The sequence below is a fragment of the Glaciimonas sp. GNP009 genome, from assembly GCF_054343755.1.
Genome location: NZ_JBTGUV010000004.1, coordinates 751,226 through 768,817 on the forward strand (window position 1 = coordinate 751,226; position 17,592 = coordinate 768,817).

Sequence of the window (17,592 nt, forward strand, 5' to 3'; positions counted from 1 at the left end):
CATTACTTCCAGATATTCCACGGACTTTGAATCCAGGCTGCGACTATCACCAGATAAGCGAGCGTCAAAGGGATAAATACTTTCCAGCCGAGGCGCATGATCTGGTCATAACGATAGCGCGGGAAAGACGCACGGACCCAAATAAACATCGACACAACCAGGAACGTTTTCGCACCGAGCCAAATCCATCCAGGGATGAAATCCAGAAACTGCACCGGAGATGCCCAACCACCCAGGAATAACAATGTTGTGAGAATCGATATCAAGATCATGTTGGCGTATTCCGCCAGGAAAAACATCGCGAACGACATTCCCGAGTACTCAATCATGTGACCGGCAACGATTTCTGACTCACCTTCAACCACGTCGAACGGATGACGGTTTGTTTCGGCAATTCCAGAAATAAAGTAAATCACGAATACAGGCAACAAAGACAACCAGTTCCACGACAGGAAGCCAATACCTTTATCGTAGAAATAACCTTTGCTTTGTCCCATAACGATATCTGTCAGATTTAAGCTGCCGGACACCATCAACACGATCACCAGCGCAAAACCCATTGCAATCTCATACGACACCATCTGTGCCGAAGCACGCATCGCGCCGAGGAAAGCGTATTTAGAGTTTGACGCCCAGCCCGCAATAATCACACCGTAGACTTCCATCGATGTAATCGCCATCACGAATAGCAAACCGGCATTGACGTTAGCCAGCACTGTTTCGGGACCAAATGGAATCACAGCCCACGCTGCCAACGCTGGCATGATGGTCATGATCGGCGCAATAAAAAAGAGGTATTTGTTTGCACGCGATGGCAAGGTTACTTCTTTAAGCAGCAACTTCAGCGCATCGGCAATCGGTTGTAACAAACCGAAAGGACCGACGCGATTTGGGCCGAGGCGAATATGCATCCAGCCGATCAGTTTGCGTTCCCAATAGGTCAAATAAGCCACGCATAACAATAGTGGCACAACGATGACGACGATCTTGACGATGCTCCAGATGAGTGGCCAGACCATACCTAAATTGTCGGTACCTGCCGCATTGATGGCCGCGATAAAATGATCCATCACGCTTTCTCCACGCTGATAGAACCAAACATCGCACCCAATGCGTTTGTAGATGAATGTCCTGCGGCTATGCGCACCACGTTCTCGGGCAAGCCCACATCTATTGCCGCCATCAACGATGCAGCGCCCTGCCCTTGCTTCACCTTAATCAGGTCACCCGTTGCGATACCCATTTTCTGGGCTAGCGTCGCAGATAACCAGGCTTGCGGCACCTGTGCATCGGTAGTTGTTTGCAACGATGAGGCGCGACGGACAACCGCATCAGAGAAATAGATAGGTACATCTGCAACACGCTCAATAGCATCGCTGACTGCGATGACTGCCGACACTGGCTGCAATGCAACATCAGAGATGTTATTTAGACGACTTTGCAGATTTGCTTCTGCAAGATTATCGGTGCCAAGTACTTCTGCACGAATCGCTTCGGAAGTATCGTAGTCAAAACCGGGCAAACTGAGCAAGTTTCCTAACACGCGTAAAACTTTCCAAGCTGGTCTTGCATCCGCCAATGGTCGCACCGTGCCATTGAAGCTTTGGGCGCGTCCCTCGCAATTGATGAAGGTGCCGGAAGTTTCGGTAAATGGGGCAATGGGCAACAAGACGTCGGCATAATCTGTAGCGTGCTTATACGCCGATAAAACCACAACCATTTCAGCCTGATTGAGTGCAGCACGCGCGACTTGCGGATTAAAACTATCCAACTCAGGCTCAACATTTAATAAAACATAGGCCTTGCGTGGTGAAGCAAACATCTCTTGGGCATTGGCACCTTTGCCAACCGCAGGGATGGCCTGCGCCAGATAACCACCAACTGTGTTCCCTGCCTCGGTCATATAACCAAACCTGGCGTCAGTTTGTTGCGCGATCCACTGAGCGGCCGCATGCAATTGTGACGCTTGTGGATGCTGCGCAGCCGCGTTACCGAGTAATACTGCTTTCGAAGTACCTGACAATAAACTTGTGGCAGTTTGTTTTGCACTCGCCGATGGCGCAATATTCTCAAAACCCGAAGGTATGGCAATACTTTTTGCTTGTGCAACCGCTACCACAACCTCACCAAGCATAGCCAGCCATGCGGACGGTGCGGCGATGATCTTATTAGCGACGGGCATCAGCAAATCATCATCAGTGGCGTGCAGAATGCTCAACTTGCCGCCGCGCTTCACACTCAAACGTAGCCGTGCCGATAATAACGGATGATCTTTCCGCAGGAACGAGCCAATCACGAACGCCCGATCAAGGTCAGCGAATTCGTTGATCGACATACCCAACCAAGGTGAGACCTTGCCATCCAGAGCGAAGTCTGACTGACGGGTACGGAAATCGATATTTTCTGAACCAAGTCCACGCACAACTTTCTGCAGCAGAGAGAGTTCTTCCAACGTTGAATACGGCGTGCCCAACGCGGCAATCGCATTAGCACCGTGTTCATGGCGGACATTACGCAAACCATGCGCCACGTATTCCAAGGCCGTTTGCCATTCAACTTCCTGCCACTTGCCGTCTTGCTTCAACATCGGCTTGGTCAAGCGCTCGGCGCTGTTCAACCCTTCATAAGCGAAGCGGTCTTTGTCGGACAACCAGCACTCATTGACATCATTGTTTTCTAAAGGCAGCACGCGCATCACTTTGCCCGACTTAACCTGGACGATCAGATTGGCACCAAGGCCATCATGCGGGCTAATTGATTTCCGACGCGACAGTTCCCAGGTACGAGCGCTGTAACGGAATGGCTTGGAAGTCAACGCGCCAACCGGGCAAAGATCGATCATATTGCCGGACAGTTCAGAGTTAACAGTCTTACCAACAAAGGTCGTGATTTCGGAATGTTCCCCGCGACCCACCATGCCGAACTCCATGACGCCAGCAATTTCCTGGCCGAAACGTACGCAGCGGGTGCATTGGATGCAACGTGTCATTTCCTGCATGGAGATCAGTGGACCAGCATCTTTGGGAGACACTACCCGTTTTTCTTCTTCGTAACGGGAGGAAGATTTACCGTATCCAACCGCCAAATCCTGCAATTGGCATTCGCCACCCTGATCGCAAATTGGGCAATCAAGCGGGTGGTTAATGAGCAGGAATTCCATCACGCTCTTTTGCGCTGTGACTGCTTTGTCGCTTGCAGTGCGCACGATCATGCCGGCGCTTACTGGTGTAGCGCAAGCAGGCAAGGCCTTCGGTGCTTTTTCTACCTCGACCAGACACATGCGGCAGTTAGCCGCAATGGAGAGTTTTTTGTGATAACAAAAATGGGGAATGTAAGTACCAATTTTATTGGCAGCATCCATTACCATGCTGCCTTCTTGGACTTCCACTTTTTTGCCGTCTATTTCGATTTCGACCATGGCTTTTGCTTTTCTTGCCTAAGTATTTTGCTTACTGTTTTGAATTACGCCATCACAAACACACATAATTTCACTCAATCAATAGTGTCATATGGTCGCGCAGTAAATTTTTAGCGCCGCCCTTTAAACATACGCTGGCACCAGGCAATGCTTATGCTCAATGTGATACTCGAATTCTTCACGGTAATGCTTCAGAAAACCGCGTACCGGCATCGCTGCTGCATCACCAAGCGCGCAAATCGTGCGGCCCATGATATTGCCCGCGACAGTATCGAGCAGATCGATATCCTCTGGACGACCCTCGCCATTTTCAATCCGATGAACCAGTCGATATAGCCAACCGGTACCTTCGCGGCATGGCGTACATTGCCCGCACGACTCCTCAAAATAGAAGTATGACAATCGTTGTAAAGCCTTGACCATGCAACGTGTATCGTCCATCACGATCACTGCGCCAGAACCGAGCATTGACCCCGCTTTTGCAATGGCGTCATAATCAAGATCGGTATCCATCATGACGCTGCCAGGTATCACAGGAGCAGACGAACCGCCGGGAATCACCGCTTTGATTTTTTTACCGCCACGCATACCACCAGCGAGTTCTAACAACTTGGCAAATGGCGTGCCCAAAGGCACTTCATAGTTGCCCGGCAATTCAACATCGCCCGAAATCGAGAAAATCTTGGTACCGCCGTTATTTGGCCTACCTAGTCCGGCATATGCTGCGCCGCCCATATTGAGCAAAAAAGGGACTGCCGCAAATGTTTCAGTGTTATTAATGGTCGTCGGTTTGCCGTACATACCAAAGCTGGCTGGAAACGGTGGCTTAAAGCGCGGTTGCCCTTTTTTACCTTCCAACGACTCGAGCAATGCGGTTTCTTCACCGCAAATGTAAGCGCCATAACCATGGAACGCATGCAACTGGAAGCTGAAAGCGCTTCCGAATATTTTGTCACCCAGTGCGCCCGCAGCGCGTGCTTCATCCAGCGCCTCTTCGAAACGCGCATAGCCAGCCCAAATTTCACCGTGTATATAGTTGTAGCCGACGGTGATACCCATCGCAAACGCACCAATCGCCATACCTTCAATCAATGCGTGCGGATTGTAGCGAATAATGTCGCGATCTTTAAACGTGCCAGGCTCGCCCTCGTCCGAGTTACAGACCAGGTATTTTTGACCGGGAAACTGACGTGGCATAAAACTCCACTTCAAACCTGTCGGAAAACCAGCGCCGCCACGACCACGCAACGATCCCGCTTTTAGTTCTGCAATAATTTGTTCCGGCGTGATACCGTCATTCAGAATGCGCTTCAACGCAGAGTAACCACCGCGTTTAACATAATCTTCGTAATGCCAGTTGTCACCGTCGAGATCTGCAAGGATCAATGGATTGATATGTCGATTATGCAGACTGGTCATTTTGGGCTCGATTCGGTCAATTCCGCTAGCAAGCCATCGATCTTATCGTTCGACATCCAGCTGCACATGCGCTTGTTGTTAACCAATAGCACCGGCGCATCACCACAAGCGCCCATGCATTCACCTTCCATCAGCGTGAACTGGCCGTCTGCGGTGGTTTCGCGATAGTCGATACCTAATTTGTGCTTAAGATGTGCCGCTGCTTTTTCGCCGCCGGACAACTGACAAGGCAAATTGGTGCAAATCGTGATCTTATGTTTACCGATCGGCTTGGTGTTGTACATGTTATAAAAGGTCGCGACTTCCTGCACCGCGATAGCCGGCATCTCGAGATAATCGGCGATGTCATGCATCAGTTCTGGCGACAGCCAGCCTTTTTCATCCTGCGCAATCGCCAATGCAGCCATTACTGCCGACTGTTTTTGGTCGGTAGGAAACTTCGCTACCTCGCGATCAATTTTTTTGTATGTATCTTGACTTAACAACATGTTGTTGGCCATTCGTACGCGGTGATCTGCGCTGGTTATTGGTAAATTCACGGCGAGTGCTGTAAAGCGCACCACACTCACGAAAACATGTACTCGCTATTGGAAACTTCTAAAAATCTGCCAAACAAACCGAATTCGCTTTTGTGATGCTCACAGCACTTCCGTACTTCTGCGGGCTGCCAACATCTTCAAACAAAACCAAGTTCATTCGTACTGTTTTTTAGGTATCCAAAAGTCAATCCTTAGCGGTCAATTTCTCCAAACACAATATCTTGCGTTCCGATAATAGTGACGGCATCCGCAATCATGTGGCCCTTAGCCATCTCATTCAAACCTTGCAAATGCGGGAAGCCGGGTGCACGAATTTTCAGACGATATGGCTTATTGGCCCCATCGGAAACAATGTACACACCAAACTCACCTTTTGGATGTTCAACGGCAGCGTAGGCTTCACCCGGCGGCACGTGGAATCCCTCAGAGAAGAGTTTGAAGTGATGAATCAACTCTTCCATGTTCGATTTCATGTCAACGCGAGAAGATGGTGCCACTTTGTGATTAGTCGTCATCACCGGACCATCATTGTTTCGCAACCATTCTACGCACTGCTTGATAATATGGTTTGACTGACGCATTTCTGCGACGCGTACAAGGTAGCGATCGTAACAATCGCCGTTCTTACCGACTGGAATATCAAAATCCAGTAGATCATAAACTTCGTAGGGTTGCTTCTTGCGCAAATCCCATTCGATACCAGATCCGCGCAACATTGGACCCGTGAAACCCATGGCTTTGGCGCGCTCTGGTGAGACAACACCGACGCCAACCAGCCGCTGTTTCCAAATACGATTATCCGTCAGCAAGGTTTCGTATTCGTCAACGTATGTAGGAAAACGGGCTGTGAAATCCTCAATGAAATCCAGCATTGAACCCTGGCGGTTTTCATTCAAGGCCTTGATGGCTTTTGCGTTACGAACAATCGATGCTTTATGCTGCGGCATTTGGTCAGGCAGATCGCGATACACACCGCCGGGACGATAGTAAGCGGCATGCATCCGTGCGCCGGAAACTGCTTCATAACAGTCCATCAAATCTTCACGTTCGCGGAATGCATACAACAATACTGCCATTGCGCCGACGTCCAATGCATGCGCGCCGATCCACATCAAGTGATTCAACAAACGGGTTATTTCATCGAACATGACGCGGATGTATTGCGCACGCAAAGGCACTTCGAGGCCTAGTAAGCGCTCGATAGCCATCACGTATCCGTGCTCATTACACATCATCGACACGTAGTCGAGACGATCCATGTAAGGAACCGATTGCAAATAGGTTTTTTGCTCTGCCAATTTTTCAGTTCCGCGGTGCAACAAACCAATATGCGGATCGGCACGCTGGATAACCTCGCCATCCAACTCCAGCACGAGGCGCAAAACACCATGCGCAGCAGGATGTTGCGGACCGAAGTTCAGCGTGTAATTCTTGATTTCTGCCATTATTTGATCCCGTAATTTTCTTCGCGAATCACGCGCGGCGTGATTTCACGCGGATCTATCGTAACAGGCTGATAAATTACGCGCTTTTGCTCTGGGTCATAACGCATCTCAACGTAGCCAGAAACAGGGAAATCTTTGCGGAACGGATGACCGATAAATCCGTAGTCGGTCAAAATACGACGTAAATCGTTATGACCTTCGAACAGGATTCCGAAGAAATCGAATGCTTCGCGTTCGTACCAGTCAGCAGCAGACCAAATACCTGTCAAAGATGACAGAATAGGCAACTCATCATCGGGCGCAAATACACGCACGCGCAAGCGCCAGTTATGTTCGAGGGACAGCAAATGCGAAACGGCAGCAAAACGTGCACCGTCCCACGCCCCATCACCGTACGTTGAGTAATCAACGCCGCATAAATCGATCAACTCTTCAAAGCGCGTATCGGCATGATCACGTAGTACGCGCATGACCGACAAATAATTCGACGCCTTGACGATAATGGTGACCTCGCCGAAGGCAACAGTCAGACTTTGAAGATCGTCGCCTAGCGCATTACGCACAGCTGCTTCAAGGGTTTCTAATTTCGTCGTCATTCGGTTCTCTTAGCGCGCAATCGTATTGGTGCGGCGAATCTTGTTTTGCAGCTGAATGATGCCGTACAGCAGGGCTTCAGCAGTCGGAGGGCAGCCGGGAACGTAGATATCAACAGGCACAATACGATCACAACCACGCACTACTGAATAGGAGTAATGATAGTAACCACCACCGTTTGCACACGAACCCATTGAAATAACCCAACGAGGCTCCGGCATTTGGTCGTAAACCTTACGTAACGCAGGTGCCATCTTATTACAGAGCGTTCCTGCGACGATCATGACATCCGACTGGCGCGGCGATGGGCGAAAAATAACGCCGAAACGATCCATGTCGTAGCGCGAGGCTCCGGCGTGCATCATCTCGACTGCACAACAAGCCAAACCAAACGTCATCGGCCACAAGGAACCGGTACGCGTCCAATTAATGAGTTTATCAGCCGTAGTGGTGACAAATCCTTCGTTCAATACACCTTCAATTGACATGATTTACTCCCAATCCAGCGCGCCCTTCTTCCATATGTACCAGAAGCCGACAACAAATTCAGCGATGAATACCATCATCGTGATGAAGCCAGCCCAGCCGAGATCTCGCATAGCGACACCCCAAGGGAAGAAAAAGGCAGTTTCCAGATCGAACAAAATGAACAAAATGGCGACAAGGTAATACCGCACATCAAACTTCATGCGCGCGTCTTCGAATGCTTCAAAACCGCATTCGTATGGAGAGTTTTTTTGAGCATCGGGCCGATGTGGCCCAAGAATACGACCCAGCAATTGCGGCATAACACCAACCGCAATACCGATCAATATAAATAATAAGACGGGGAAATAATTTTCGAGGTTCACGATTTTTCGCCAATAATTTGAACGGTTAGCAAAGTGATGTGAGGTTAAGTTTTATACCGATTAATTCGATCCGTATAAGACTTAACTGCTTGAATCTACCATCACTAGTTCCTCGATAACAAACCAGCGTAGGAACAACTTTGCTGACTTTAAAAGCTTGGTGCCGACGGCGAGACTCGAACTCGCACAGCTTTCGCCACTACCCCCTCAAGATAGCGTGTCTACCAATTTCACCACGTCGGCATAAGGGCATATTTTAACCTGTTTTCGCATTTTTGTTCAATGCACAATTTGATTAAAACCCAGTAATTACGTTCTAAACTAAAACTATTTAGGGATTTGATTCGAAGGGTCGGTACTATGCCCTGCCGCAGCTGGATTTGTCGCTGCCGCTGGCGCACTTGCGGCCGGTGTCGCTGGCGCGCTACCCGCTGTATTTGGCACAGGAACCGTAGTCGATGGAATCGATGCCGCCGGTGCGGATGCCGCTGGCAAACTGTCCATTACACCGCCAGTTGCTGCAGTGCGATGACTACCCAAATAAACCAAAGCTAATGTTGCACAGAAAAAAATCAGCGCGGCCAAACCCGTCGACTTTGACAAAAAATTCGATGAGCCAGTCGCTCCAAACAAACTACCTGAAGCGCCCGAGCCAAAAGCTGCGCCCATATCGGCACCTTTACCATGCTGCAATAGGACAAGTCCGATAATCGTTAACGCCGACAAAACTTGAACGACAACGATAATAGTAAGTACTGAGTTCATTTAATGATTTTCCAATGGAGAGATACTTCTGTTTTTTACGATCTAATTCTTTTAGCGCTTTTCACTACTATATTTCCGCCGCACCCGCATGAATAGCTTATTAATCAGCTGTTCAATAGCTGGTGGACCTACCGCCTTATTGACACCGGCAAGTCACATCGATATTACGAGCGAATCGATGTCTCACCGGTGCGAAGCTCAAGCCGCAGCAATAATAGAAAGAAAATCTGCTGCCTTCAATGCTGCACCACCGATCAGGCCACCGTCAATATCCGGCATTGCCATGAGTTCGGCTGCGTTATCGGGCTTCATGCTCCCGCCGTACAAAATCTTTACAACCGATGCAGATTCGCTGTCCCTAAGCGACACTTTACTCCGCAAAGCTGCATGGACATCCTGCGCCATTTGCGGCGTGGCTGTTTTACCCGTCCCAATCGCCCATACCGGCTCATAGGCAATCACAATCTTCTTGATCGCAGAGACCTCAAGCAGTGCCAGTACGGCATCTAACTGCTCACCGACTACAGCATCGGTTTGTCCTGCTTCACGTTGTGCCAAGGTTTCACCCACGCAAACAATCGGGGTTAAACCCGCCTGCAGCGCACTCAACGTTTTTTGCGCCACCATTTGGCTGGACTCACCATGATACGCGCGCCGCTCGGAATGGCCGACAATCACATACTTACAGTCAAAATCAATCAACATAGAGGCCGCCACCTCACCCGTATAGGCACCGGAAGCATGAACAGATACATCCTGCGCGCCCCAAGCCAATGCTGTTCCGGCAAGCGCGGCCTGGCACTGGGCCAAATACGGAGATGGCACACATACTGCTATATCGCAATTAGTCGCCCCAAGGCCAGCCTTCAGTTCCGCCAGCAATGACGTGTTGGCAGCTAAGCTGCCATTCATTTTCCAATTTCCAGCTACGAGATTGCGACGCATTATCGGCAAAGCCCACTATTTTAATAACCCGACATTCTAACGCGGGAGGACCGAGGCGGTCAAACCACAGGATTATTACCCATTATTTTCACTGATCGATATCCATAAAAACAGGAGAAACGTGCTTATTTACAACCTTTATAGAAGGGAAGCGCCTATAAACACCATGGGTTAAGCAGCGAGGCGGCGTCGAAATACCCAACGCGCCGCATCAGAATCTTTTGCGGCAAATTGATAACCCTCTACATCAAAGTCTTTCAATTGCTCTGGATCTGTAACTTTATTCACGGTCGCGTAGCGTGCCATCAACCCCCGCGCGCGCTTCGCATAGAAGGAGATAATCTTATATTTACCGTTTTTCCAGTCTTCAAAAACCGGTGCGACGATACTCGCCTCCAAGACTTTGGGTCGAACCACTTTAAAATACTCATCCGATGCCAGATTGACCAAGACATCGGCTTTAAGTTTGGCTAACTCCTGATTTAGCCCTAGTGTTACGGTGTCATGCCAAAATGCATATAAATTCTTGCCGCCAGGATTCGCCAGTTTTGTCCCCATTTCCAGTCGGTAAGGCTGCATCAGATCGAGTGGCCGCAGCATGCCATACAACCCGGATAAAATACGGACGCGACTTTGTGCATAAGACAATTGTTTCGCGTTCAACGAGTTGGCATCAAATCCTGCGTAGACGTCACCATTGAATGCCAAAATTGCTTGTTTGGCATTAATGCTGCTGAAATTTGTTGACCAGGAGGAAAACCGCGTGGCGTTCAGATGCGCAAGAGCATCGGAAATATGCATCAGTCCGCCCACTTCTGCGGGTGACATTTTTTTTAACACGTCAACCAATTCAGCCGAGCGCGAAATAAAATCTGGCAATGTATGTAGATCAGTAGTCGGTGGCGTGGTGTAATCGAGCGACTTGGCAGGCGATAGAACAATTAACATAGATAATATCCGTACTCATGTATTCAAAAAATAAACATACCGAAAAGAATTGTTCCCAATGATACCGAAGCGCATCGTAATCGACACGAATGTCTGTTTAGATTTATTTGTTTTCCGTGACCCACGCTGGTCAGCATTGATGGCAGCGCTTCAATCAGGCGAGGTTGAAGCCGTAACGCGTGCCGACTGCCGCATGGAATGGCAACTGGTTTTGCATTACTCGCACCTGCCCATTAACGACGAGACGCGTCCGGGATTCAACCTGGCGTTCGAAACATATATAAAATATGTTGAGCCGGAGGCGCTATCTCCCCGCACCGATATCCGATTACCGATTTGCTCCGACCCGGATGACCAGAAATTTCTGGAATTGGCACTAGATACGCACGCCACAACGCTCATTACCAAGGACAAAGCGCTCCTGAAGCTAGCTCGCAAGACCGCTAAATTAGGACTTTTTTCGATCATTCCCCCTCAGAGTTGGCAACTGCCGCAACAGTAATTACGCTTCTTATATGAGTTCGGCCACAAACCGCTAAAATAAGCATGTAATTATAGAAACCTGTTGCCGAGCAAAATATTTAAAAAAATTTCATGTGTTTGTCAAAATTTCCCGATGAAACTAGTACAAGTGCGGACCGGCATCGCACTGCTGGATGGCTCTCGGAAAATTAACCACAGCCGCATCTGTTATCGTCGATACCTGATCATAAAAACTCATGACCAAGCTGCCCAATGTTGCCGCATTTACGGCACCTCTTACCTCCCTAAACGCCACCGTTCCGACGTTGCGGTCAAAACTACCTAACGTTGGCACCACCATTTTCACAACCATGTCAGCGCTTGCGATTGAAAAAAATGCGGTCAACTTAGGCCAGGGTTTCCCCGATTTTAATTGTGATCCTGCGCTGGTCGGCGCCGTTAGCGAGGCCATGAAGAATGGCCTGAACCAATACCCTCCAATGGTGGGTATACCTTCACTGCGATCAGCCATCGCTGAGAAGATCAAAAAACTGCACGGGCATAGTTATGATCCGGCCACTGAAATCACCGTCACTGCGGGCGCCACCCAAGGTTTGCTGACGGCCATTATGTGTGCGGTCCACACCGGCGATGAAGTGATTGTCATCGAGCCGGCTTATGACAGCTACGTGCCAGCCATTGAATTGGCTGGCGGCAAACCGGTCTTTGTACAAATGACACTCGGCGCAAACGGATACGCTGTGCCATGGGATAACGTCGCGGCAGCGGTGAGTCCACGCACCCGGCTCATTATGATCAACTCTCCGCACAATCCCACCGGCAGCGTGCTGAGCGCCACTGATATAGCAGCATTGGCAGACATCGTACGCGACACCGACATTCTGATCTTATCGGATGAAGTCTATGAACACATGGTGTATGACGGCTTGACGCACGAATCGATCAGCCGTCATCCTGAGCTGGCCGCGCGCGCTTTTATTGTGTCGAGCTTCGGCAAAACCTATCACGTTACGGGCTGGAAAATTGGTTTCGTTGCAGCACCCGTTGCCCTCTCTGCGGAATTTCGCAAAGTGCATCAATTCAACGTTTTCACGGTCAATACGCCTGTCCAGTATGGGATTGCACAGTATATGCAGAATCCAGCGCCCTATCTGGAACTGTCCGCCTTCTATCAGCGCAAGCGTGATTTATTTCGGACTGGCTTACAAGATTCTCGCTTCAAATTATTACCTTCTGATGGCACGTATTTTCAGTGCGTGGATTACTCCGCAATTTCCTCCACAAGTGAGGTGGAATTTGCGAGCTGGTTAACTAGTGAAATTGGCGTTGCTGCGATTCCTGTGTCCGCTTTTTACTCGACGCCACGTCAATCCGGCATCGTGCGCTTTTGTTTTGCGAAACAAGATGAAACCCTGCATAAGGCGCTGCAACGACTAAAAACCATTTAAAGTTTGACAGTTAACACTTACGCATTGCTCACACCGATTGATCACCCCGCAAAGGAAATATTGATGATAGACGTCTATAGCTGGCCAACACCTAACGGTCATAAAATACATATTATGCTGGAAGAATGTGGATTGCCTTATCGCGTACACGCTATCGATATTGGCGCTGGCGACCAGTTCACTCCAGACTTTTTATCGATTTCTCCTAATAATAAAATTCCTGCCCTCGTTGATGAGGAAGGTCCCGATGGCGAACCGATTTCGATATTTGAATCTGGCGCTATTTTGCTTTATCTTGCCAGCAAGACAGGCCAATTCCTCGGTAATACTGATCGGGAACGATTTAAGACATTGGAATGGCTTATGTTTCAGGTCGGCGGCGTGGGTCCCATGTTAGGACAGGCGCATCACTTCCGCATGTACGCACCGGACCAAATCGCATACGCCGTTGATCGGTATACCAACGAAGCCAAACGCCTGTACGGTGTCATCGATAAACAACTGGCTACCAACGCCTATCTGGCCGGGAGCGAATATACCATCGCCGATATGGCGACTTTCCCGTGGCTGCGTTCATGGAAAAATCAAGGCGTCGAATTGAGTGATTTTCCACATGTGGAAAAATGGTTCGACACCATCAGTCAACGCCCTGCCGTTATCCGCGGCGTGGAAGTGCTGGCTGACTTACGTAAGCCGTTGACGGGCGACAAAGAGCGTAGCATTTTATTCGGCAATCAACAGTACGAAAAAAGATAACTGCCGACAGTAAATCTGCTGAACTGTGGCATTCCCCTTACTTTCAAGTACGGGTAATGCCACACCGCCAGTGATTGAGAATTTATTGATTATTTCAAGGCGAAACGGTCACTAAGGTCAACGTATCAGGAATAAACCGTGGTCGTGACGTTGCTTTTTTCCGTGGAGTTTTACCCGCAAATTCTATTTTTGCGGCTACCACATATATATTGTGAGAAACCGGATCAATCGCCATGGTTCTTGCTCCCTGTATGGTGTTGACCGTTTGCATGCGTTGATAGTGGGTAGAGTCACGAGCGCCAATGATATCAAGTGTGCCATCGCCATTCGAACTGAATGCCAATTTGGTCGTCGCATCAAAAGCAGTTGCATCGCTGCCTCTACCGATAGTCACAGAATCCAGTATCTCGCCCGAACTAGCGTCGACAATAGCCATCTTTTGATTATGGCAACCAACAAATAACCGCTGCGTCACCAGATCAATCGAAAGCCCGGCTGGCTCGTCACAACTTGCAGATAAATCGACCCGCTGAATCACTTGCAACTTCTGTGTATCGACGATAACCAGTTGATTTTTATCCTCTAAATTCACGAATAAACGCCCTTTTCCGTCGACCGCCACAAACTCCGGCTTACCACCCAATGCTATCGCAGCAAGTGACTTCCCCGCCAGTGCATCAATCGGCGTGAGACTGTCCGACCCGCCATTGCCCGCGAATACACGTTTGCTGAGCGGGTCGTACACAATCCCGTCGGGCTTCTTTTCGGTAACGGTAGTGCTAATAATGTTAAGAGTGGACAGCGCAAAGATGGTTACTGAATTGCCTTTCCCGTTACTGGTGAATCCTCGATCCAAATCAGAGGCAATCGCAACGCCATGCACCCCAGGGGTATTCGGAATTGCGCCGACTAGTTTCTTTTTATCGACATCAAATACTTCCACCCGATCGCCGTGTGCGATAAATAAATGGCGGTGCTCAGCATCCATCGTCATGTAGTCCCATTTCACATCGCCTTCCAAATGAAATTTATCCATGACGTGATAGTGCGGTTGATGGCTGACCTCAACTCCCTTCTGATTGGCAAGAGAATCAACTGAACTTAACATGCCCACTATCGCCAGAGAAGTAATGGCGAGGGATAATGCAACTTGCGTGTTGCGCAGCGAAACAAGAAACATGCTGGCATTCCTTTCAAAGGATAAAAATGTATTTGGCTAAATGATGATGCAATAAAGATTCATAACATTTCGTGCAGAAAATCTTATGCAACCTTTTTTACAAAAATCTCTTATAAAATTCTTATAAAAGCGTCGGCCTACAATCTTGGTTAGCTTATTAGAACTAATTTTTTTGCTCTGATTACTTATTGTCTTTAGATAAATCCTCGGCTAAACCCAGTTGATTACGCAACTCAATTTTAGCCGAGGCAAAGCCAGTCTTAAAATCATCACGCATCATGAGATTTGCGGCGATCAATGTCCCGACAATACGACCGGCTTCAATGTCTGAGGGATAATGTACACCACCGACAATACGATTATTCGCATACTCGCGCGCGCGCGCCATAATTTCGGCACGCTTTTCGGGCACCATGTTTGCCAAAACTATCCCCATCAATGTGCCGCCCGTTGCGTGGCCGGAAGGATAAGATCCAGATGCCGTCAGTTTAACCACTGGCTTGACCAGATCACTATATTGATAGGGGCGCGGACGCTGCCAAAAATTCTTGGATGGGTCCACCACTGCTCCCTCCGAACTCACGACACGCGAGAAAAAATCCGAAAATTTTGGCAAATTTTCAGGCTTAAAATTTGGCCCCAGCACATCTGCAAATCGCCAGATATTTTCCACAGCGTCGGCTTTAGCCCGCGCTACCATTTCCGGCGTACGCGTGACCTGCACGGTCAATATCTCTCCCAACTCGGCCTTGGTCTGAGCCGAGTCGTTAGGGGGCGGCGGCGGCAATAACTTCACCAAATCAATATCTCTTGCTGAAATAAATGGCTCAGCGCCTTTTGCGATCGCAGGTGAACCGATAAAAGAGGATGCTGCAAAGAGACAGAACGCTAAAGATGTATATAAATTGCGCATAACAATAACCTTAGAAATGATTTAAGTTTTAAATGCTTAACTTGTTCAAAGTGCTCGAAGTGCTCAAAGTACTCAGCGTGTAAATTCAACCCAAACTTGATACAACTTATCGACGCCACGCATATCCGTTGGTGGCTCGGGATAGTGCGCGTTCTGCACCGACTGCAACGCGGCCCGATCAATCATGCCGATGGCGCTCGATATGATCACGCTGGCTTGCGATGGAATGGCATCTCGCAAATGGAACTCCACTCGCACACGACCTGAAAAATGCAATGCGGCCGCCGCTGGTGGATAGGCAACCGCAGCCTGCACCGCAGCGCGCACTTTGGCCGCATACGCAAGACTTGCATCGGCCTTACCGCTAGTAGCCGGAGGTGGCGTAGGCGGTGATGGCGGTGCAGGCATCGAAGTCGGTTCGGCAAATGCGGTTGGTGTCTGTGCGAGTGGCAGCGGAATGGTTGGCGGTGTAACTGGTTTCTGCGGAACGGTCTGCGCTTGCGGTTTGGTCGGGATCACCTTTGTTTTTGGAGTCGGCTGCGGTTTTGGCCGCGCTGGCTCAGGTGGTTTGGGCGTCGGAAGCGCCTCTGGCGGCTTCTCTTCACTCAATAGAGTAATCGGTACCGGCGCCGATAAGGCAGGCTTCGAAGGCGTTGCAACCAAAATAATACCGACGACGGTCACCAACGCAATCTCTACCAGAACCGCTAGGCCAAACGCTCCCACAGGAAAGCGATGAATGGGAATAGTTGCAGACATAGCCGCCCTTATTTGGTGTTGGCATTGCGCGTAGCGAGACCAATTTCGGTCGCGCCACCGTTACGAATAGCATCAATCACTTCCATCACCTGCTGCAATGATGCAGTCTGATTTCCCGCGATGGTGACAGATGTTTTTCCACTGTCGCGCTTGCGCAGCAACGCGGTCAGTTGCGTCGCCGTCAGCGTGTGATTTTCGACAAGCAACGCGCCATCCGGTGCAATTTCGACCAACAATTTAGGAGGTGGCATTGTGACGGCAGTTGAACTGGTTGGCAATTTGGTGACATGGCCCGAAGTAGGAATCATGCGTAACGTCAACATCGCAAAAAAAACCAGTAAAAACAACATGATATCGATCATCGGAATAATTTCGATACGGGCTTTCCGTGTTTCCAGATAACGCATCTCAGGCTCTCGCTGGCAATGTGATCGACTTGACGTGTGACGTCGCTGGAACCAATGTCGACACGTGCGATGCAGCGCGCAAAGCCGAGTGTGAAGCCAGAAGATCGTGACGATTGACCAGCATAATCTTGATCGTCTCAAGCTGATGCAAAACAATTCGCACGCGAGTATGCAAGGCATTAAAAAATACCAGACCGATCATTGCAATCAAAAGACCTGAAGCAGTCGCAATCAGGGCTTCAGCAATCCCACCTGTGATCTGCGCAGCGCCATTCTGGGCGTCGCCCAGCACATGAAATGCGTTGAACATGCCAATGATGGTGCCGAATAAACCAAGCAAAGGCGCCAACGTGATTACCGTGTCAAGCACCCACAATGAGCGATCAAGAATTGGTACTTCATGCATGATGGCCTCCTCCAGATGACCGCCAAAAGTATCCCGGTCGGCGCTGGCGGGTTCTTTCTGCAAGACGTCAAACAAGCGGACATGCGGCAATTTTGCCAGTTTTTCTGGTACAGACCACGTACTGAGCTGGACGTTGTCTTTTTTTAGCAAAGCAATTAACTGTTCGCCACCTTGCTGCATGTTAGACAAATGACGGGTGCGCTCGATGATAACGGTCAATGCTACAAGCAACAAAACCATCATCAAATACAGTGTGCCACCGGAGTCATTGGCCAGTTCAAATAAATGTGAAATATTCATAATTTTAGATAGGCAA

Annotated in this window: 19 protein-coding genes and 1 tRNA gene; 3 read left to right on the forward strand and 17 right to left on the reverse strand. The window is 49.3% G+C overall.

Annotated elements, in window-relative coordinates; all coding sequences use genetic code 11:
- Positions 1-2: 2 nt before the first annotated feature.
- The 12 genes from nuoH to yaaA form a co-directional block, all read right to left on the reverse strand.
- Complete coding sequence (gene nuoH / locus ACXX82_RS04375) at positions 3-1,070, reverse strand: NADH-quinone oxidoreductase subunit NuoH (protein WP_322232369.1); 1,068 nt, start codon at positions 1,068-1,070, stop codon at positions 3-5.
- Entirely contained in the window at positions 1,070-3,418 is a 2,349-nt protein-coding gene (gene nuoG, locus ACXX82_RS04380) for an NADH-quinone oxidoreductase subunit NuoG (protein WP_323506763.1), read from the reverse strand. Before nuoG ends, nuoH begins: the two co-directional genes overlap by 1 nt.
- A gap of 123 nt (positions 3,419-3,541) precedes the next feature.
- A complete protein-coding gene (nuoF, locus tag ACXX82_RS04385; RefSeq protein WP_322232371.1) occupies positions 3,542-4,837 on the reverse strand; it encodes an NADH-quinone oxidoreductase subunit NuoF in 1,296 nt (431 codons plus the stop codon).
- Entirely contained in the window at positions 4,834-5,337 is a 504-nt protein-coding gene (gene nuoE, locus ACXX82_RS04390; RefSeq protein ID WP_322240141.1) for an NADH-quinone oxidoreductase subunit NuoE, read from the reverse strand. The genes nuoF and nuoE overlap by 4 nt, the downstream gene beginning before the upstream one ends.
- 230 nt (positions 5,338-5,567) lie before the next feature.
- Entirely contained in the window at positions 5,568-6,821 is a 1,254-nt protein-coding gene (locus ACXX82_RS04395; RefSeq protein ID WP_322232372.1) for an NADH-quinone oxidoreductase subunit D, read from the reverse strand.
- Positions 6,821-7,417, reverse strand: a complete 597-nt coding sequence (locus tag ACXX82_RS04400; protein ID WP_323506764.1) for an NADH-quinone oxidoreductase subunit C — start codon at positions 7,415-7,417, stop codon at positions 6,821-6,823. Before ACXX82_RS04400 ends, ACXX82_RS04395 begins: the two co-directional genes overlap by 1 nt.
- A gap of 9 nt (positions 7,418-7,426) precedes the next feature.
- Positions 7,427-7,903 (reverse strand): NuoB/complex I 20 kDa subunit family protein, encoded by a 477-nt coding sequence (locus ACXX82_RS04405; protein ID WP_014005578.1) that lies wholly within the window; start codon positions 7,901-7,903, stop codon positions 7,427-7,429.
- Between the two features lie 3 nt (positions 7,904-7,906).
- Positions 7,907-8,266, reverse strand: a complete 360-nt coding sequence (locus ACXX82_RS04410) for an NADH-quinone oxidoreductase subunit A (RefSeq protein ID WP_108439673.1) — start codon at positions 8,264-8,266, stop codon at positions 7,907-7,909.
- A gap of 158 nt (positions 8,267-8,424) precedes the next feature.
- Positions 8,425-8,509, reverse strand: a tRNA-Leu gene (locus ACXX82_RS04415).
- Between the two features lie 84 nt (positions 8,510-8,593).
- Positions 8,594-9,031 (reverse strand): preprotein translocase subunit SecG, encoded by a 438-nt coding sequence (secG, locus tag ACXX82_RS04420; RefSeq protein WP_322232374.1) that lies wholly within the window; start codon positions 9,029-9,031, stop codon positions 8,594-8,596.
- Between the two features lie 198 nt (positions 9,032-9,229).
- Positions 9,230-9,976 carry a triose-phosphate isomerase gene (tpiA, locus tag ACXX82_RS04425; protein WP_322232375.1) on the reverse strand — a complete coding sequence of 249 codons (747 nt, stop codon included), beginning with the start codon at positions 9,974-9,976 and terminating at the stop codon, positions 9,230-9,232.
- Positions 9,977-10,147: 171 nt separating this feature from the next.
- A complete protein-coding gene (gene yaaA, locus ACXX82_RS04430) occupies positions 10,148-10,924 on the reverse strand; it encodes a peroxide stress protein YaaA (protein ID WP_322232376.1) in 777 nt (258 codons plus the stop codon).
- 58 nt (positions 10,925-10,982) lie between these two features.
- On the opposite strand from yaaA, the gene ACXX82_RS04435 reads away from it, so the two are divergent.
- The 3 genes from ACXX82_RS04435 to ACXX82_RS04445 all read left to right on the forward strand — a co-directional run bounded on the left by ACXX82_RS04435 (position 10,983) and on the right by ACXX82_RS04445 (position 13,611).
- Positions 10,983-11,426, forward strand: a complete 444-nt coding sequence (locus tag ACXX82_RS04435) for a putative toxin-antitoxin system toxin component, PIN family (RefSeq protein ID WP_322232377.1) — start codon at positions 10,983-10,985, stop codon at positions 11,424-11,426.
- A 217-nt stretch (positions 11,427-11,643) separates the two neighbouring features.
- Positions 11,644-12,855, forward strand: coding sequence for a pyridoxal phosphate-dependent aminotransferase (locus ACXX82_RS04440; RefSeq protein ID WP_322232378.1), 1,212 nt, complete (start codon positions 11,644-11,646; stop codon positions 12,853-12,855).
- Positions 12,856-12,918: 63 nt separating this feature from the next.
- The gene (locus ACXX82_RS04445) at positions 12,919-13,611 is read left to right on the forward strand and encodes a glutathione binding-like protein (RefSeq protein WP_458562499.1); all 693 of its coding nucleotides are present in this window, start codon (positions 12,919-12,921) and stop codon (positions 13,609-13,611) included.
- 94 nt (positions 13,612-13,705) lie between these two features.
- On the opposite strand, the gene ACXX82_RS04450 is transcribed toward ACXX82_RS04445, so the two are convergent.
- The 5 genes from ACXX82_RS04450 to ACXX82_RS04470 form a co-directional block, all read right to left on the reverse strand.
- Complete coding sequence (locus ACXX82_RS04450; RefSeq protein WP_458562500.1) at positions 13,706-14,791, reverse strand: YncE family protein; 1,086 nt, start codon at positions 14,789-14,791, stop codon at positions 13,706-13,708.
- Between the two features lie 181 nt (positions 14,792-14,972).
- Positions 14,973-15,704, reverse strand: a complete 732-nt coding sequence (locus ACXX82_RS04455) for an acid phosphatase (RefSeq protein ID WP_322232381.1) — start codon at positions 15,702-15,704, stop codon at positions 14,973-14,975.
- Between the two features lie 72 nt (positions 15,705-15,776).
- Positions 15,777-16,463, reverse strand: coding sequence for a TonB family protein (locus tag ACXX82_RS04460; protein ID WP_322232382.1), 687 nt, complete (start codon positions 16,461-16,463; stop codon positions 15,777-15,779).
- A gap of 8 nt (positions 16,464-16,471) precedes the next feature.
- Entirely contained in the window at positions 16,472-16,870 is a 399-nt protein-coding gene (locus ACXX82_RS04465) for an ExbD/TolR family protein (RefSeq protein ID WP_322232383.1), read from the reverse strand.
- A gap of 1 nt (position 16,871) precedes the next feature.
- Entirely contained in the window at positions 16,872-17,576 is a 705-nt protein-coding gene (locus ACXX82_RS04470) for a MotA/TolQ/ExbB proton channel family protein (RefSeq protein WP_458562501.1), read from the reverse strand.
- Between the last annotated feature and the right edge of the window lie 16 nt (positions 17,577-17,592).

What these genes read in the sequence shown, in the direction of transcription:
- tpiA (WP_322232375.1), bottom strand. Translation starts at nt 9,976, where the DNA reads ATGCGTCGCAATCTCGTAGCTGGAAATTGGAAAATGAATGGCAGCTTA.
- ACXX82_RS04460 (WP_322232382.1), bottom strand. Translation starts at nt 16,463, where the DNA reads ATGTCTGCAACTATTCCCATTCATCGCTTTCCTGTGGGAGCGTTTGGC.
- nuoE (WP_322240141.1), bottom strand. Translation starts at nt 5,337, where the DNA reads ATGGCCAACAACATGTTGTTAAGTCAAGATACATACAAAAAAATTGAT.
- ACXX82_RS04455 (WP_322232381.1), bottom strand. Translation starts at nt 15,704, where the DNA reads ATGCGCAATTTATATACATCTTTAGCGTTCTGTCTCTTTGCAGCATCC.
- ACXX82_RS04435 (WP_322232377.1), top strand. Translation starts at nt 10,983, where the DNA reads ATGATACCGAAGCGCATCGTAATCGACACGAATGTCTGTTTAGATTTA.
- ACXX82_RS04440 (WP_322232378.1), top strand. Translation starts at nt 11,644, where the DNA reads ATGACCAAGCTGCCCAATGTTGCCGCATTTACGGCACCTCTTACCTCC.
- nuoH (WP_322232369.1), bottom strand. Translation starts at nt 1,070, where the DNA reads ATGGATCATTTTATCGCGGCCATCAATGCGGCAGGTACCGACAATTTA.
- ACXX82_RS04445 (WP_458562499.1), top strand. Translation starts at nt 12,919, where the DNA reads ATGATAGACGTCTATAGCTGGCCAACACCTAACGGTCATAAAATACAT.
- ACXX82_RS04470 (WP_458562501.1), bottom strand. Translation starts at nt 17,576, where the DNA reads ATGAATATTTCACATTTATTTGAACTGGCCAATGACTCCGGTGGCACA.
- nuoF (WP_322232371.1), bottom strand. Translation starts at nt 4,837, where the DNA reads ATGACCAGTCTGCATAATCGACATATCAATCCATTGATCCTTGCAGAT.
- ACXX82_RS04395 (WP_322232372.1), bottom strand. Translation starts at nt 6,821, where the DNA reads ATGGCAGAAATCAAGAATTACACGCTGAACTTCGGTCCGCAACATCCT.
- yaaA (WP_322232376.1), bottom strand. Translation starts at nt 10,924, where the DNA reads ATGTTAATTGTTCTATCGCCTGCCAAGTCGCTCGATTACACCACGCCA.
- ACXX82_RS04450 (WP_458562500.1), bottom strand. Translation starts at nt 14,791, where the DNA reads ATGTTTCTTGTTTCGCTGCGCAACACGCAAGTTGCATTATCCCTCGCC.
- ACXX82_RS04400 (WP_323506764.1), bottom strand. Translation starts at nt 7,417, where the DNA reads ATGACGACGAAATTAGAAACCCTTGAAGCAGCTGTGCGTAATGCGCTA.
- nuoG (WP_323506763.1), bottom strand. Translation starts at nt 3,418, where the DNA reads ATGGTCGAAATCGAAATAGACGGCAAAAAAGTGGAAGTCCAAGAAGGC.
- ACXX82_RS04465 (WP_322232383.1), bottom strand. Translation starts at nt 16,870, where the DNA reads ATGCGTTATCTGGAAACACGGAAAGCCCGTATCGAAATTATTCCGATG.
- secG (WP_322232374.1), bottom strand. Translation starts at nt 9,031, where the DNA reads ATGAACTCAGTACTTACTATTATCGTTGTCGTTCAAGTTTTGTCGGCG.
- ACXX82_RS04405 (WP_014005578.1), bottom strand. Translation starts at nt 7,903, where the DNA reads ATGTCAATTGAAGGTGTATTGAACGAAGGATTTGTCACCACTACGGCT.